Source organism: Pontibacter sp. HSC-36F09, assembly GCF_024171605.1.
Lineage (GTDB): Bacteria > Bacteroidota > Bacteroidia > Cytophagales > Hymenobacteraceae > Pontibacter.
Window position 1 is genome coordinate 1 of the sequence record NZ_JALKAA010000007.1, and the last position, 16365, is coordinate 16365.

Below are 16365 nucleotides of genomic sequence, written 5' to 3' on the forward strand. Positions count from 1 at the left end.
TTTTTTTTCATCTTATGTAAGAGTTAAGTGTGAATCAGAAGGTAACGCTTATCCGCTGCTTTTTAAAAACCCTCTACCGAAGGTTTAGTGCAACCCAGTGCAGCCTTAACCTTTGCTACGCTGCAGGCTTCTGCTGCACCAATCCGTTCGACATGCTTATACAGCAGCGGCTGCCTTCTTCCGTAGGCAGCCGCTGCTGTTTTAATGCCCCAATATCCGCTATCAAAATATCAGACACCAGGACTATACCTGACTTCACGAGTCTTGCTGTAGGACTGCCATAAGACCAACAGCAAGAACAGGAACCCCCAGCAGCCCGCCAGTATCCAGGTGCTGGCATCACCCGAAGTCGATGTAGTGGTAAATAAGGTTCTGGTTGATTCGTAGGCGATATTAGCACCCCAGTGGATGCCGAAGGCAAGCCAGAGCGATTTGGTGATGATGACCGCATAGGCCAATACCAGACCTAGTAACGTAAGATAGGAGAGGACTGCCGCGCCATCACCTAACCGCCAGATGTGATTAAGCACGTACACCAAAGCGGAAAGCAGCACCCAGTAAGCCGGCTTCATGTACTTCTCCAGATGGGCGTAAAGGTAGCCTCGCGTTAAAATATCTTCCGCGATAGAAGGAATCGCGGTCATGAGCAGGAGCATAGGCACTTGTCCGGCAAAAGCTGCGATGGAGGTGTTGGAAACTATACTTTCATACCCAAGGAAAATTGAGGTATAGAATGACAGCACAAATACTATCAGACCCAGTAATAGCCCCGCTGCCAGTTGATGTAGCCACTTAGATTTCAGCCCCAAGCCATAGCCCCCGAGTCCCGGCCATCCCTGGGATTTCGCCAAGAAAAAAGCAGCCACTAAAAACCCGATTTTGAATACAGCCATTATCCAAAAGGAAGAGAAAAACTCCGGGAAATGGTATATGGCAAAGAGGAGTAGAAACCCAAGGAGGAACGAGAGTGCACTACGTTTAAGCATCGCTTGTGATAAGAGCCATTAGGAGACCTCAAGCCGCAATAATAATTGAAATTGTAGGTACTTACAATATGTGAGGAAGGGTAAATTTTAGGTGACAAGGTATGCGCTTTACAAACCTGAAAGACAATATATTCTATTATCAATTAGAACAAACTCAGAGGGAATGCATTACTCCTTTACGACCTCACTCAGCTTCTCAAACACCATCCCCATTTTATCGAGCACGGCCTGCTGCTCCCTTAACTTAAAATCCTGTTTCAGTTCGTTGGGGTGTCGGTAACTCAGGTATACCTGGCCATTTTCGTCTTCCCAAACCAGCAGGCGCAAAGGCAGGTCCAAGCCGCTGCGTTGGTCGGCTTGCATGAGGTTGGTACCTACCAACGGATTGCCAAAGATAAGCACATGCGTTGGCCGGAGTTCCAGGCCCTTGTCGGCAGCGGCTTTGGCGTGGTCTACTTCTGCGATCAGGTTGATGCCCATTCCTTGTATGGCCGTTTGAAGCTTGTCCAGCGTCTCTTCCATGCTGTAGGCACTCGGTTTTGTAAGCAATCGGTCAGACTGGGAAGGTTGCGCTATACCTGCACAAGAGGTGCAGAACAAAAGGAAAATTACGAATGCAAAGTGCTTCATCTTTTTTGAATTTAAGCCCGTCGCGGGCGTTCAGGAAATCCGATCCATGGAAATGAGCTCAGGTTGATGCCATAGAGCTAACCTCTGTAAGTATGGTATTCCAGGCCCCAACGCTCGTATATCGGGTCACATGTTTTGTTGGGGAGTATACGTATACACATAGCTGCCGATTAAACCGGATACGCCGATTGGCAACTCGTGCCCCACCAGCAAAGCAACGCACTGAAAATTACGCCCGTCTTCTTCGTCCTGCAAGTATTTCCGTAAGGTATAGTCAGCGATTCAGTCGGCGGCACCAGCCAAAGCGCTCTAATGCGACCAATGGGCTAGATCACGTAGGCGTTTGTTATACCTGGCAATAGCAGTCTGCTCCCGGGCTCGTCGTGTCTGGATTTGCCGGCACCCAATACGCTATACCTACTGACGGTTGCCTTTCAGGTAAAGTGGCAGGTTACAGGGCATAGTTGAGCCCAGTTTAGCGACGTAAAGTTAATGTCTTTGTACGGAAGGTACAGGTAAAATGGGCTTGGTGTTTTGGTAGCGACCAAGGTATAGCCGGGTGTTTTTGGTGTCGGAAGATGCTTTTGAAAAACATTTGTGCAAGGTTTCGGCAAAAGGCATGACAAATTCACTTACAAAATTTATATTAGCACTCGGGCGTTCTTTTTGCAATGCCCGTATACCTGCGTCTGTCCGGAAACCTTTGTTCTCCGGGTACACACGAGGCTTCCCTAACATCCGAAAACATGCTGATCAATAAGGTTTCTGACCAGATTAAACGAAGTAAATACATTAGCCGCGACCTCAGCTGGCTGCGCTTCAACTACCGTGTGCTCGACCAGGCCCGCGACACCAGCCGCAGTATTTTTGACCGGCTCAAGTTCATGGCCATCACGGCTTCCAACCTCGATGAATTTTTTATGATTCGGGTGGGCAGCTTGTACAACTACATCGACTACGGCAAAGAGCGACTGGACTATTCCGGCCTGCGCGAAATGCCTTTCCGCAAAAAACTGCTCGACTACGCCCACCGCTTCGTCAACGACCAGTACCTCACATTCAATAATGAGCTGGCTGAACTGTTTGAGAAGAATGGCTTTGACATACTGAAAGTAGGCGACTTGACCGAAATTGAGCAAAAGAAGGTAGACAGCTACTTCAAAAATACGATCTACCCGCTGCTCACGCCTATGGTATTTGATAACTACCATGGTTTTCCGCTGCTCATGAACCAGTTGCTGACTTTTGGTGTGGTTACCCGAACCACGGAGGAGCAGAAGGCGCAGGACCGCGTTACGTTTGTGCAGATTCCGCAAAACCTGGCCCGTTTCTACGAGATTAACCGCAAGGACAAGATCGTTTTCGTACCAATCGAGGAAATCATCCGCTGGAAGATCAAAAAGCTGTTCCGCAACGTTGACATCGTATCGGCGAACCTATTCCGCATTACCCGCAACGGGGATTTTACGCTGGAGGAGTCGGACGACATTGAAGCGGATTTTGTGCAGGAGATCAAATCGAAACTAAAAACCCGAAAGAAGGGCCGCGTGGTGCGGCTGGAGATCGAGCGCAACCCGTCTCAGTTTATGATGAAGGTGCTGAAGGAGCGCTGGGTCATCGACAATGCCAATGTCTTCACGATCACAACCATGATTGATTTGCGCGGCCTGTGGCAGATCATCAACCACCGGCAGTTCAAGGACAAAGGATTCAAGCAACCCGCTCCGGTTATTCCGCTCAGCCTACCCGCCGAGTCGGTGGATATGTTTGAGTACCTGAAAGCGCATGACGTACTGTTGCATCACCCTTACAATAACATGGACCCTGTGGTGCAGTTGCTGGAGCGTGCCGCCGAAGACCCTTATGTACTAGGTATAAAGCAGACGATTTACCGGCTGGCCGATCAGTCGCGGGTAACGGCTGCTCTCCTGAAAGCGGCCGAAAATGGCAAGCACGTGTCGGTGCTGTTCGAGGTGAAGGCACGTTTTGACGAAGAGAAAAACCTGCGGGAAGGCGAGCGTCTGGAAAAAGCAGGCTGCTTTGTGATCTACGGCATCAGCAAGTACAAGACGCACACCAAAATGCTTATGATCATCCGGAAGGAAGGGGAGAAGGTAACGCGCTACGTGCACATCGGCAGCGGCAACTACAACGAGCAGACGGCCCGCCTTTACACTGACATCAGCCTGCTGACTACCAACGATGTGTATGCGCACGACGTGTCAGAGTTCTTTAATGTCATCACCGGGCACTCCAGACCGAACGAATATAAGTACTTGCTTACTTCTCCCAAAGCGATGCGCTCGCAACTGATTGAGCTGATACGCAATGAAGCCCGCAATGCAAAAAAAGGTTTAAAAAGCGGCATCGTGATCAAGATTAACTCGCTGGAAGACAAGGAGGTGATCGATGAGTTTTACAAAGCCTCCAAGGCCGGTGTCCCGATCAAATTGATCGTGCGCGGCATCTGCTGTCTGCGGCCAGGGCGTGAAGACCTGAGTGAGAATATTTCGGTGAAGTCGATTGTAGGGGAGTATCTGGAGCACAGCCGCATCTTTTACTTCCACAACAACGGAGACTCGAAGGTATACGGTGGCAGCGCCGACATTATGGTACGTAGCTTTGACCGCCGCGTCGAAGCACTTTTCCTGATCGTGAATGAAGAGCTGAAGAAAGAGGCGATCAACATCCTGTACTACAACCTGCTCGACAACCAGAACTCATACATCATGCGCGAGGACGGCACCTACTCCCGCAAAAAGCCAGCCACCAACGAAGAGATAATTGACGTGCACAAGCTGTTTTACAAGAAGGTTTTTGAAGATACTGCGCAGGAAGTAGAGTTGGTGTAACTTACTTATGAAAGACCTTTCCAAAAGCCCTTCCTCAAAACAGGAGGGGCTTTTTTTGTCTGAATCAGGATTTGCAGGATTAGAGGATTGACAGGATTTTCGTTCATGATTATACTTGCCCCCCCGAGAGGGGAATTTGGGTAGCTGATGTTTCTAAGGTATAGCTTCGTAGTTTCAGCAGTTTTTTGCAGTACCGGGTCCAACCACCCCTACCCCTCCTTGTCTAAGGAGGGGAGTCTGTTGCTGCCAATTCATAGGTATAAGCGCTGTGGCTTTTGCAAATACTCTCACGCACCGTTGACAGGTATAGCAACACTAACTTGCACGCTAGCTATGAAACAATTAGCTTTCCCAGGTGCACTTTTCGGCGCTCCACTGTTCGAGCGTTCAGCGAGTTTGGAGCGTCTTGATTTTTTTGCTTACTTTTTTCATCAAGGAAAAAAGTGAGGCCCGCCCGGCCAGGGCAAGCTATAAAACAGTATAGTTGCTATACCTGCAGGAGACATTAGCTACATCGCAAAATGTGCTATACCTATACCTGGACTGGAGGCCCCACCAATAGCAGACACGAGCAAAAGCTCGCGCTATTAATGAGCACAAGCTATACCTTCATTTCAGCAACGCTGGCAAAACAAAAAACCAACTACCGACTAATCTGACTTATAACAAACCGCTCCTGATGATGCTGCTCATACAAGGCATGAATCATTCCGTCTTTGAGACCGACGGCAGGCACAAGCATACTCTCCAGTTTCGCCCACTTCATGGCGGACAGGTAGATCTCGGCGGCGGGGAGGATGACGTCAGCGCGGTCGGGGTTGAGGAGGAGCTCCGTGATGCGTTGCTCCATGGTCATGGCCGCTATACCTTGGGTGATCTCTTCGATCTGCTTGCGGAAAATGGGTTTGCCTACCGCCTTGCCTGACATATCGAAAATCTTGTTTATGTTACCGCCGGTGCCGATAGCGCGGGTAAGGTGGTGTTTCCTGGCATTCTCTTCGATCCAGGTGCGCATGGTGTTCCAAAGTTCGTGCGACTCTACCCCGTGCATGTGGCGGATAGAACCCTGCTCAAAAGAATGGGAAGCCATCTTTTCCCGGTTCACATAAATGTTAAACTCCGTGCTGCCGCCACCGACGTCGATGTGCAGGTAATTGCGCTCGTCCAGGAAGTTCACGATGACTTTGTTGATCAGGTCAGCCTCTGCTTCCCCGTCGATCACCTGGATGTTCATGCCGATCGCCTGGTGCACGCGGTCCAAAATTTCGGGGGCATTCTCGGAGGTACGCATGGCCGAAGTGGCGCAAACCATGTAATGGTCCACGTCGTGCACGTCGAGCAGCAGTTGAAAAGCGTGAAGGAGCTTAATGAATTTCTGAATTTTGTACTCGCTGATATAGCCGTTGCTAAAAACATCCTCGCCAAATCGGATGGCGTAGCGGATGTATTCTATTCGTTTAAAAATAACGTTTCCATTCTGATTCAGAACGCTGGAGATCTGGCATCTCACAGCATTCGAACCGATATCAATAGCAGCTAACTTCAAATATGATCTGTTTTAGAGCGTAAAACATGCTTTCTTAAGCCAAATATAGGTATAAATGCTGTACGCAGAAATTCTCCGAACCACTAAAATAAGATGGTCGGCAAACAATTTTACTCAGCAGACTGCAGCCATCCGAGTCTGCCATCCGGCTGTCGCACCAGCTCAAACTGCCCGTTAATGGCTACCACAGGTATAGCGACTCCCGCTGGCAGACTGTCCATTTGCCCGGCTTCCGGGTGCGCAGCATCCAGCAACGGATGCTCCTGTTTTAGTTTTTTTAAGGCAATCGGCTTGGCTATACCTTCCACAAGTGAACTGATTATGTACGCTTCGGACTGGTCGGGCAGGCGGACGCGGTACCAGTTATTGGCAGCGCCCGTCACCTGCAACGGCGTGTTTTTGGGGAGGGAGGTATAGAGAGAGGCTTTGGCCGAAGGCTGCGTCCGGACATTGGCCATTTTAGATGCTACCCTCACCCAGTTGCCAATGAGAGCGGCATCCACTTTTACGGCAGGTATAGGTGCTCCGGATTGATGCACGTACGGGTAGGGATTGGTAGCGCCATGGCCGTAACGGTATATCCCAAAGTGCAGATGCGGTCCGGTTCCCCGTGCATTGCCGGTATTGCCAACGAGCCCCAAGGTATCGCCTGCGGTAACGCGCTGTCCGGCTGAAACCAACTGTTGGTCGAGGTGCGCATAGTACAGGTTCTGCCCGCGATCCCTGTCCGAAAGCCAGATGACCTTTCCACCGCGGGGCGTCTCGTCAACCCGAGACACCAAACCATTTGCGGAGGCGACAACAGGTGTACCACGCGGAGCAAAGATATCGATGCCTTCGTGGCTGCGGGCGCCTGCGTCACGCGGGTCACCCCAGATGCTGGCAATGTGACGGCTCGATTTGCCAGGTATAGGAAAAGCCAGCGTAGGTTGTGCCTGAATCGTAATGGTATACGTGCCACCCCGCAGCAGCTCTGGTTGAATCCGTAGCAAGTGGGCCATGTCTTCGTCTACCACATAGGTCAGTGTGGTGGCGGCTGTATCGGCAGAGGCGACTCGTTTCGGGATAGTGAAAGGGGCAGTGCTAGCCTCAAACAAATCCATGAACACCTGCATGGTTTGGCGGGCTTTCATCTCCAGGCTCACCACCAGTTTTTCGCCACGCCTGGCTTCTACTTTGTAGCCCAATGCGCGTGGCTCATCAGCCGGAAAGTAGCCGGTTTCCTTGAATGGCAGTGTAACCGTTGTAGGCGTTTGCAGCGCCGCCTCGCCTGCTGCCAGCCAGTCCTGCCCCACAGCGGTTTGGTCAAGCTTGGCGGTTTTCAGGGAGGAGACATAGGCCTCGAAGGGTGTCTGGTTTTTAAATACGCCACGCAGCGTTTCGCGGCTTCCGCAACTGGAGAGGAAGAGGGTGATCAAGATAAGGTATAGGTAAGGAGAATAGCTTGTTGGCTTTCTGTTCATGTTTGTTATCGTTTCCGGATTACTGAGATGTGTCCCTTTCAATACAAATATGATACCCGTATTGATTCCTTTTGCTTGATATAGAATGATTTGGGAGCAATGTTGGACCTTTGGAGCAATTCTGAACTGTGCATGAGCAGGTACGTAGAAAACAGATATACCAATGAGATCGGATTGTGAGAACGAACGTCAGAAAGAAAAGCATCAAAGAACGGTGGCGCAAACGCAGCAGGAAAATGGGCAAACGCTTGTTGCCTCTCTTTGCCCCGCTTATACTATCGCCGTCGGCTTCGATAGGAGCCGGTAAATACGTTTCTGTAGACAAAGTAAAAGCGAACGTGACCGCGCTTTCCGTCATCCGCTTTGAGCAGGTTTCCTTCGACCTGTATACCCAGATGAACCTGAGCGCTGCGGGTCTAAGCTATGATGCGTTCAACAACGCGTTGATGGGGTACTACGGCATGTACAACGAAGGGCGTCTGTCCGACAAAGGCATCCTGACTGTGGTAGATTTCACGAAACCATCTAACGAGAAAAGACTCTGGGTACTCGACCTCAATAGCCGGGAGGTGTTGCATAATACCTACGTAGCGCATGGCCGCAACTCCGGGGAGGTAAGGGCGCAGGAATTCTCCAACGAGCACAAGTCGTTTATGAGCAGTGTAGGCTTTTATGTGACGGATAACATCTACCACGGCAAGCATGGCAAGTCGCTAAGGCTCGACGGCCTGGACGAAGGTTACAATACCAATGCCCGCGAGCGTGCCGTGGTGATGCACGGAGCCGAGTACGCCACTGAGGATTTCATGAATAAATACGGCAGACTGGGCCGTAGTCTGGGTTGTCCGGCGGTACCTCTTGGCGAGCACGAGAGCATCATTGATGCCATTACAGGAAAAACTGCCCTCTACATCCACTCAGGAGACGAGCAGTATACGTCCCATTACCTGGACAATGCCAACGCCGTGGCGGGCTACATGGCCAGCACGCAGCCTAATCAACTGCCTCCTGCGGAGTTTTCCATTTAATGCCACAGCCTATACCTGGCTTCTGGTCAGCGACTACCGCCTGACCGGCCAGCAGGGCATCCAGTGCCTGTCGCAGGCCGTGTCCTGTTACAGGCACGTTGCTTTTAGGCTGCGCATCATCAAACTTTCCATGGTAGGCCAGGCGCATGTTCCTGTCAAACACATAGAACTCGGGTGTACAAACGGCCTGGTACGTGCGGGCTACCTGCTGGGTCTGGTCGTACAGGTATGGAAACGGAAAGTTTTTCTCCCTAGCCAGCTCACGCATCTGCTGCGGCCCGTCCTGTGGGGAACTGGTAGCATCATTTGCACTGATACCTACAAACCGCACTCCTTTCTGCTGATACTCATTGGCCACCTGCACAAGTTCGCTTAGGATGTGCTGCACATAGGGACAGTGGTTGCAGAGGAACATGATTACAGTGGCTCTGTTTGATGCGACATCTTGCAGCGATACGATCTTATCGGAAACCGTGTCGAGCAGGGCGAAGTTGGGTGCTACAGTGCCCAGTGGTAATGCTGTGGAAGCTAATGGCATAACGCTGTAGATTTAGGTGAGAGAATTTTCCAGGCTATACCTGAATTTGAATCAATATAAGATTTTTGCAGGAATAAAAAAAGAAACTCAACAGGTGTCCGATACCTGTTGAGTTTCTTTTTTATCGATCCCTTGAGCTTCTGGTGATGGCAAAGTAGATCACATAGAACCAGCTGAAGATCCCGTGCAGTATGGCCCAGAGGATGGACTGGTTGCGTGACCAGGAAGCCACCACGGCAATCACCGAACCTAACCCGACACCTTTTTCGATGACGGTTGTTTGCGTTACTTCGGTTGCATCGCCTATCTGCGCCAGTAAGGGCGTGGCACATATCAATAGAAATACGAAGCTAAGGGTAAGTTTCTTGTTCATCTTCAGTGTATAGGTTAGTACCCGCAATATTGCGCTAACAATATACATAGGAAAATGAATATTCACCTACCTTCCATACAATTCCACTTCCTGCTTCAACCTGTGTGCCACCGTCTTAGTAAACTGGCTCGGCTGCAGGCGCCATTGCCAGTTGCCGTTGGCGGTGGAGGGTTTGTTCATGATCGCTTCCTTGCCTAGGCCCAGCACATCCTGTATCGGCAACACCACCAGTTGCGCCACCGACATATAAGCCAGTCTGGCCATCACGTCGCTCACGTTTTCCTTTGACAGGCGCTGAGCGCTGTAGTCGCTCAGGCGTTTCTTGTCGTCGCGGCTGGCGTCGTGCTCATACCAGGCCCGCACGGTGCTGTTGTCGTGGGTGCCCGTGTACACAATGGCGTTCTGCACGTGGTGATGGGGCGCATACAAACTGTGCGGCAGGTCTTCGCCGAAGGCAAAAAGCAGCACACGCATACCTGGCAGATCAAAAGCTGCCATCAGGTCGCGCACCGGTTGGTCGATCTCTCCTAAATCTTCAGCAATGATGGGCATGGCCGGAAATTTCTTTTTGACAGCCGCAAGCAACTCGGTTCCGGGTGTCTTCACCCACTTGCCGTTGATAGCGGTTGCCTCACCGGCCGGCACTTCCCAATAGGCCGAAAACGCTCTGAAATGGTCGAGCCGAAGTAAACCGAACAGCTCCAGGTTATGGGCAATGCGTTGCAGCCACCAGTCAAAATCCTGTTTCTCCAACTCCTTCCATTCAAACACCGGCGTACCCCACAGTTGGCCTGTTTCGCTGAAGTAATCGGGCGGCACACCCGATACAGCTGTCGGCATACTGGCTCTGTCCAGTTTGAAGAGATGCGGGTGTGACCACACATCAGCACTGTCGTGGCTTACATAAAATGGCATATCGCCGATGAAGGTGACCTCTTTGGAGGTGCAGTAGGCTTTAAGGGCTTCCCACTGTCGATAAAAGAGGAACTGCAAAAAAGCCTCCTGTTCTATTTCGCCAGCTAACTCGGCTGTCAGCGCATCCATGGCGTGCGTTTGCCTTGTCTTTACTTTTTCAGGCCATTCGGTCCAGGGTTTCCGGTCATAATACTGTTTGAAAGCCACAAAATGAGTGAAATCCGTCAACCACGATTTATGTGCTTCCTGAAAACGAATGAACTCACCCTGCAGCTTGGTTGCCTTACCGTCTTTGTAGTTGTCATAGGCCTGCCGAAGAAGCTTTACTTTGTAGTCGGCCACCCTTGGGTAGTCTACCTTGGCCTTGTCGAAACCGCCGCCTGCCCGCAGGTCTTTTTTATCAAGCAACCCGTCTTCTACAAGTCTTTCAGGACTGATGAGTAGCGGATTGCCAGCAAAGGCAGAGTGACTGCTGTAGGGCGAGTTTCCTGAGCCGATTTCGGTTGGGTTGAGGGGCAGGATCTGCCAGTAGCGCTGTCCCGCCTCGGCCAACAGGTCGGCAAACTTGTAGGCTTCCGAGCCCAGATCGCCGATGCCGTAGGCAGATGGGAGAGAGGTGATGTGGAGCAGAATGCCGCTACTGCGTTTAGGTATGATCATAGTTTCGTGGATGTTAAGAGTGCAACCGGGAAAGACTTGAATATTTCAGCCAAAGGTATAGCGCGCTTCGCCTGTATGTGCTGACCGCCAAACAACAGCTGCCATTCCTGCGGGGCTTCGGCGGGAAGCTCTATCGATGTGTCGCCCCATACCTGCTCGCCCAGCGGCAGTTCATTTTCGGAGATGATGGTTGTGAGCAAGCGCGGCACCACGACAAGGCACCAGTTTTCTTCGTGGCGACGGGCAAAGGCCATGGCCTGTTTGCTGTGCTTGCCTTTCAACTGCAGCGGAATATAGACACCTCTGTCGAATAGCTCTTTTTGGGCCTTGCGCAGGTGAAGCACCTGGTGCAACAGGTATAGCTTGACACGAGCATCGGTCGGGGATAACAGCACTTGCTGCAGCAGCTCTTCAGGTTGCTTGCTTTCCCTTATCTCCTGCAAAAACTGTTGCCGCAATTCGTAATCCACGGGGCGGCGGTTGTCGGGGTCGACCAGGCTGAAGTCCCAGAATTCGCAGCCCTGGTACACATCGGGCACGCCCGGGCAGGTAGTTTTGAGGAGCGTCTGGCAGAGCGAGTAAATCCAGCCGAAGTGCGCCGTCTTCCGGAAGAAGGGGAGAAATGAGGCCATGAATTCCTTGTCCTCCTGCAGCAGTTTCTTCACCAAGTCTTTCGTTGCTGCTTCATAGCCCTCATTTGGCTCCGACCAGTTGGTGTTGACTTTAGCCTCCCGGAACGCTTTCACCAGGTATTCCTGCACCCGCTCCACCAGTGTGTCATCCACCTGTCCGTCGATTGGCATAACGCCCAGCAGCGTTTGCAGGATAAAATAGAGGTCATTTGCTGTCGGGCCATCTGCCTTGCTGTGTCGCTGTGCCAGTTGTATCCAGGCCTTGGCGTTTTCCTCCCACTCCTCCGGCAACTCGCTCAGCACCTGCAGACGCATGCGGGAGCCTTCGCCGCGTTTGGTGTCGTGCGTGGCTGTGGCGTTGATGGAATGCGGATAGATGTGCATGCGGTATTGCATACGCTCGTGGAAGTCGCGGCGGTCGAGGTTGAACACGTCCGGGCTGTTGCCCACCTCGTTGAGTGCCAGCAGGCGGTTGTAGTTGTAGAAGGTAGTATCTTCCACACCCTTGGCGGCTAGCGGCCCGGTAAATTGCTGACTGCGCATTACAAAGTAGAGCTTGTTGCGCTTCTGCTCTTCACTATCCAAATTACCGGACTCAAACAAGGTGCGCAAATGCTCCAGCTCGGCCTTTAGGTTGGGGGCTTTTTCATACGCAATGGCAAAAGCTTTATCCACCACCTCCATGGCTTCTGGCATTAGCGGAAAGGTATGACCGTAAATGCGGTATACCGGGAAAGAAGCCAGCAGCGTGGCCAGGGCATGGTGCCAGTTCTCGTTTACTGACGAAGCCGGTAGCAACTCACAATTGCGCAGTAGTCGCAGCAGGCTTTGTAGCTCGCCCTGCATGTAGTTCTCCAGTATCAACAACTTCTTCTCATACACCAGTCCTTCGTAGTCGAGCGGAGCCCCGGGCACGAGTCGGCGGTATACCTGTGTGAGTTTGCGTTCGCCTTCGGCATCGGTATAGAGGTTGCTCACCCAGGCCAGAAAATCATAGCCGCTGTTGCCTTGTATCGGCCAGTAGTCGGGCATGTTTTCCTCGCCCTCCAGGATTTTCTCCACCACCAGGTATACCTGTTCGCCCGCCAGTTCGCGAAGCTGCGTCAGGTACTTGTCCGGGTCGAAAAGGCCGTCGACGTGGTCCACCCGCAGCCCTTGCACCAGTTGGCGCATGCAGAGCTCCTTGATGAACTGATGGTAATGGGTAAACACCTCCTCCCGCTCCATGGCAGTGCAGATCAGGTCGTTGACCGTGAAGAAGCGGCGGTAGTTGATCTTTTTTTCCGTTTCCTGCCAGTGGCTCAGAATGTAATACTGTTGCCCCAGCAATTTCTGAAGGATTGACTCATCCTCGTTTATGCCTTGCAGCACGGTGGCTAAACCTTGCTTTATATCCGGCTGCCGCTGCGCAGTTTGGTAGAGTGCCTCTTTCGTCTGCTTCCAGTCATTTGGCTCCAGTTTATCATGCGCCATCAGTTGCTCCAGCTTTTGTACCTGTTCCGCCAGTTGGGTTTTGCCATCATCAGAGCTCAGTTTTTCCGCGACGCGCGCCAGCAGAAAGGTATAGCTGTCGATGCTGATCGGATATATGTTGTCGAAGTAGTTGAGCCGGAAGCCGTGTTCGTCGAATGTCACCTTGAGCTGCTCCGCTTTTACGACCTCCTCTAAAGGTCCTCCCAAAAAAGGTACCATCAACTGACCCTCAAAATCCGGGTGGCTGAAGTTGACGTCGAAGAAGGTATAGTAGCGGGACTTCTGGCCTTTCTCGAGCACATCCATCAGCCAGGCATTGTTCGGGTGGAATGCCATGTGGTTCGGCACAATATCCTGCAGCCAGCCCATTCCTTGCGCCTTCAGTTCTTCGGCTATTTCCTGCAATTCTTCCATGGTGCCTACCTCCGGGTTGATCTGATGCGGATCGGTAACGTCGTAGCCGTGCTCACTGCCGGGTCGGGCCGTGAAAAAGGGCGCTGCGTAGATCGTGCTGATGCCCAGATCCCGCAGGTAGGGGAGAATGTTTTTCAGATCCCGCAGCGTGAACTGTGGTGAGAGCTGCACTCTGTAAGTGGAAGAAGGTATGTATACCATGTTGTTTTCGTTTTAGCTTTTATAAGCAGCGTTTGTCTGAGTGACATCCGGCATCATTGCGCTCACAGGTATAGGCACGGTGTCAGTCACTGATTCAAATTCATTTGGTCCATTGTACTTTGTCAAAACAAGATCATATTTTCAGGTTGAGGCTCTCGTACAGTTCTTTGAACTGCCTGCACCAGTTTGCCGCCTTTTCATCTTTTTCATCCTGTTTTTTGAGATTCGCTACATAGGTGCTCTGCCGCATTCTGAAAGCGATGTTCTGCGACTGCCAGTACTCCGGCTGCAGCCTGGAACCGTTCAGCACAGTGAGCAGCTCCGTCAGGTATAGCATGCGCGCCGTATCCTCGGGATGTTCCTCCAGGTAGTGCATGGCTTTTTCCACATGGACGGTAGCCGCATAATTCACGGCATCTTCACCCAGTTTCACGCCCATGCGCTCCACCTCTTTCAGCAGTTTGAGCACCGTGTCCACCTCCACCTGTTCGGCCTTCAGGGCTTCGAGCAATCGACCTGTTACGATGTATTCCACCGTGATCTGCAGCGGGCGCGGCAGCTTCATGTCCACATTTTTGATGGCAGCCATGAGCGGATAGTTGTTGTCGTATACCTGCTGGAAATCGTGCTCCAGCGCCCGCATGGTTTGCTCAAGTACCTGGTCCAGGATCCTCTTCTGGTCGTCACGGAACAGGTGCCAGAACGAGTAGTTGTGCGATTCAAAGTGTTTGTCCAGGAGCATGATCACCTCCGTGATGTTGCCTTTTTCAAAAGCGGTGCTGAGCTCATGGTGCAGCGTGGCAAAGGCCTCGGGGCTCACGTATTTGCGCACGCCCCCGAACAGCTGGTGGTCGCCAATGTGCAGTACGCCAAAGGACACGTCCACTTCTTCCCAGGTGATGGTCGAGCGGATAAAAGCCTTGCCGATAGCCAGTCGCTGACGACCCGCTTCCTGCATCTCGTAATATTCCGACGTCGCTTTGTAGCTATAGAGCGGCAACTCGTCCGGCGAGTCGGTGAAGAGCGACGACACGGCATAGTGTGCCCCCACCCGTATCAGGTCCAGCTGGGTTGGCTGCACGATTTTATAGTAAGCTTTGGAGGCGTCACCATACTCTTTGTTATTGCTCTTGGCCTGCTTCAGAAACTCCACAAAAGGAGCTTCGAAATCCTCGCCGCTCAGGTCTTTGGCCAGCTGCAGGGCACGGGTTGCATACAGGATGTCCTGCATGGTTTCGATACCGGTCACTTCGTCAAAAAACCAGCCGCAACTGGTGTACATGAGCATGGCGTGGTACTGCATTTCGAGCAGTTTCAGGAACTTGATCTGCTCGCCTTTGCTCAGGTCGCGGTCGGTGTGGGTGTCAATGAATTCGCGTACTTTTTTTTCATCCCGGTTCATGATCACCTGAATGTAGTTGTTGCGCGTCTGCCAGGGATCGGCGCCCAGCTTGCGCATTTCCTGCTCGTAGAGCGGCTCCAACTGGTCACGCACCCAGTCAAAGGCCTCCCGCACCGGAGCACGCCAGGCCTGGTTCCAGTCATCATGGCCACCAGTATGGCAACCGCAGTCGCTGCGCCAGCGCTCCACACCGTGCATGCAGCTCCAGGAGGTGTTTTCGATGATCTCCGCTTCATACTTGGGCGGGTATAGCTCCAGGTATTCCCCGTAAATCGTGATCTTGGCCAGCTGCTCCTGCTCAATGTGGTGCAGGGCGTAGGAGAGGGCCATCTCGCCGAAGCGGTGGTGGTGGCCGTAAGTTTCGCCGTCGGTGGCGATGTGCATTAGTTGCGGGTCTTTGCTTTGCTCATCAAAGGTGGTGGTGAGGCGATAGGCGAATTTCTCGCCGCTCTCCAGCAAACCCTCAAAGGCAATGGCCTGCGACACGGGCGCATCATAAAAGAAAAGCGCGATGGTGCGGCCCGAAGGCAGTGTACAGCGGTAAGGCCGGCGCGGATCTATCCTGGCGCCTGACGCATCGTGCCATTCTTTCTCGTCTATCTTGCGGTAGTGTTTTGCCTGGTAAGGCGATAGTATGGTGAATTTAATGCCATGTTCGGCTAGTACTTCCAGTGTAGTAGTGTTGGCAGCCGTCTCTCCCAGCCACATCCCTTCCGGGTCGCGACCGAATCGCTTCCGGAAATCATAAATACCCCAGATCACTTGCGTATGCTGGTCGCGCTCGTTAGCCAGCGGCATGATCATGTGGTTGTATACCTGCGCCAGCGCGGCTCCGTGCCCTGAAAAGCGATTCTGGCTCTCTTTGTCGGCATCAAGTATGGACTGGTAAATGTCAGGCGCCTTTTTCTCCATCCACTCCAGCAAGGTCGGACCGAAGTTGAAGCTCATGCGGGCATAGTTGTTCATAATGTCCACGATCTGCCCCTTGCCGTTCTGGATGCGGGAGGCGGAATTGCGGGCGTAGCATTCGGCCGTGATGCGCTCGTTCCAATCGTGGTAAGGTTGCGACGACTCCTGCAGCTCTACTTCGTTGAGCCAGGGGTTTTCGCGGGGAGGCTGGTAAAAGTGACCGTGTATGCAGATGTACTTGTTCATACGTTATAAGACAAAGGAGATTTTGACAAAAGACAAAGGACGTTCAGGTATAGCAGCCTGGCTTTTCGCCGTCAGAGGGCTGTTTAGGCCCGGCCTA

At 52.1% G+C, this 16365-nt stretch carries 11 protein-coding genes; 2 read left to right on the top strand and 9 right to left on the bottom strand.

Going from position 1 to position 16365, the window contains the following annotated elements; translation table 11 throughout:
• Window positions 1-230: 230 nt before the first annotated feature.
• A complete protein-coding gene (locus tag L1278_RS17050; RefSeq protein ID WP_253406231.1) occupies window positions 231-809 on the bottom strand; it encodes a CPBP family intramembrane glutamic endopeptidase in 579 nt (192 codons plus the stop codon).
• A 345-nt stretch (window positions 810-1154) separates the two neighbouring features.
• Entirely contained in the window at window positions 1155-1616 is a 462-nt protein-coding gene (locus L1278_RS17055) for a DUF302 domain-containing protein (protein WP_253406232.1), read from the bottom strand.
• 746 nt (window positions 1617-2362) lie between these two features.
• Between L1278_RS17055 and ppk1 the strand changes: the two genes are divergently transcribed.
• Window positions 2363-4468 (top strand): polyphosphate kinase 1, encoded by a 2106-nt coding sequence (gene ppk1 / locus L1278_RS17060; RefSeq protein ID WP_253406233.1) that lies wholly within the window; start codon window positions 2363-2365, stop codon window positions 4466-4468.
• A 643-nt stretch (window positions 4469-5111) separates the two neighbouring features.
• Here ppk1 and L1278_RS17065 read toward each other — a convergent pair.
• Window positions 5112-6014, bottom strand: coding sequence for a Ppx/GppA phosphatase family protein (locus L1278_RS17065; RefSeq protein ID WP_253406234.1), 903 nt, complete (start codon window positions 6012-6014; stop codon window positions 5112-5114).
• A gap of 110 nt (window positions 6015-6124) precedes the next feature.
• Window positions 6125-7477 (bottom strand): peptidoglycan DD-metalloendopeptidase family protein, encoded by a 1353-nt coding sequence (locus tag L1278_RS17070; RefSeq protein WP_253406235.1) that lies wholly within the window; start codon window positions 7475-7477, stop codon window positions 6125-6127.
• Between the two features lie 176 nt (window positions 7478-7653).
• Here L1278_RS17070 and L1278_RS17075 point away from each other — a divergent pair, with 176 nt between their 5' ends.
• Entirely contained in the window at window positions 7654-8505 is an 852-nt protein-coding gene (locus tag L1278_RS17075) for a murein L,D-transpeptidase catalytic domain-containing protein (protein WP_253406236.1), read from the top strand.
• Here the strand turns inward: L1278_RS17075 and L1278_RS17080 are convergent.
• The 5 genes from L1278_RS17080 to L1278_RS17100 all read right to left on the bottom strand — a co-directional run bounded on the left by L1278_RS17080 (window position 8471) and on the right by L1278_RS17100 (window position 16268).
• Entirely contained in the window at window positions 8471-9043 is a 573-nt protein-coding gene (locus tag L1278_RS17080; protein ID WP_253406237.1) for a thioredoxin family protein, read from the bottom strand. The genes L1278_RS17075 and L1278_RS17080 overlap by 35 nt on opposite strands.
• 121 nt (window positions 9044-9164) lie before the next feature.
• A complete protein-coding gene (locus L1278_RS17085; RefSeq protein ID WP_253406238.1) occupies window positions 9165-9416 on the bottom strand; it encodes a hypothetical protein in 252 nt (83 codons plus the stop codon).
• 66 nt (window positions 9417-9482) lie between these two features.
• On the bottom strand, window positions 9483-10991 hold the full coding sequence (gene malQ / locus L1278_RS17090; protein WP_253406239.1) for a 4-alpha-glucanotransferase: 1509 nt from the start codon (window positions 10989-10991) through the stop codon (window positions 9483-9485).
• Window positions 10988-13711, bottom strand: coding sequence for a malto-oligosyltrehalose synthase (gene treY, locus L1278_RS17095; RefSeq protein WP_253406240.1), 2724 nt, complete (start codon window positions 13709-13711; stop codon window positions 10988-10990). Before treY ends, malQ begins: the two co-directional genes overlap by 4 nt.
• A gap of 133 nt (window positions 13712-13844) precedes the next feature.
• Window positions 13845-16268, bottom strand: coding sequence for a DUF3536 domain-containing protein (locus L1278_RS17100; RefSeq protein WP_253406241.1), 2424 nt, complete (start codon window positions 16266-16268; stop codon window positions 13845-13847).
• Window positions 16269-16365 lie beyond the last annotated feature (97 nt).

What these genes read in the sequence shown, in the direction of transcription:
- L1278_RS17100 (WP_253406241.1), bottom strand. Translation starts at nt 16,268, where the DNA reads ATGAACAAGTACATCTGCATACACGGTCACTTTTACCAGCCTCCCCGC.
- malQ (WP_253406239.1), bottom strand. Translation starts at nt 10,991, where the DNA reads ATGATCATACCTAAACGCAGTAGCGGCATTCTGCTCCACATCACCTCT.
- L1278_RS17055 (WP_253406232.1), bottom strand. Translation starts at nt 1,616, where the DNA reads ATGAAGCACTTTGCATTCGTAATTTTCCTTTTGTTCTGCACCTCTTGT.
- ppk1 (WP_253406233.1), top strand. Translation starts at nt 2,363, where the DNA reads ATGCTGATCAATAAGGTTTCTGACCAGATTAAACGAAGTAAATACATT.
- L1278_RS17080 (WP_253406237.1), bottom strand. Translation starts at nt 9,043, where the DNA reads ATGCCATTAGCTTCCACAGCATTACCACTGGGCACTGTAGCACCCAAC.
- L1278_RS17085 (WP_253406238.1), bottom strand. Translation starts at nt 9,416, where the DNA reads ATGAACAAGAAACTTACCCTTAGCTTCGTATTTCTATTGATATGTGCC.
- L1278_RS17070 (WP_253406235.1), bottom strand. Translation starts at nt 7,477, where the DNA reads ATGAACAGAAAGCCAACAAGCTATTCTCCTTACCTATACCTTATCTTG.
- treY (WP_253406240.1), bottom strand. Translation starts at nt 13,711, where the DNA reads ATGGTATACATACCTTCTTCCACTTACAGAGTGCAGCTCTCACCACAG.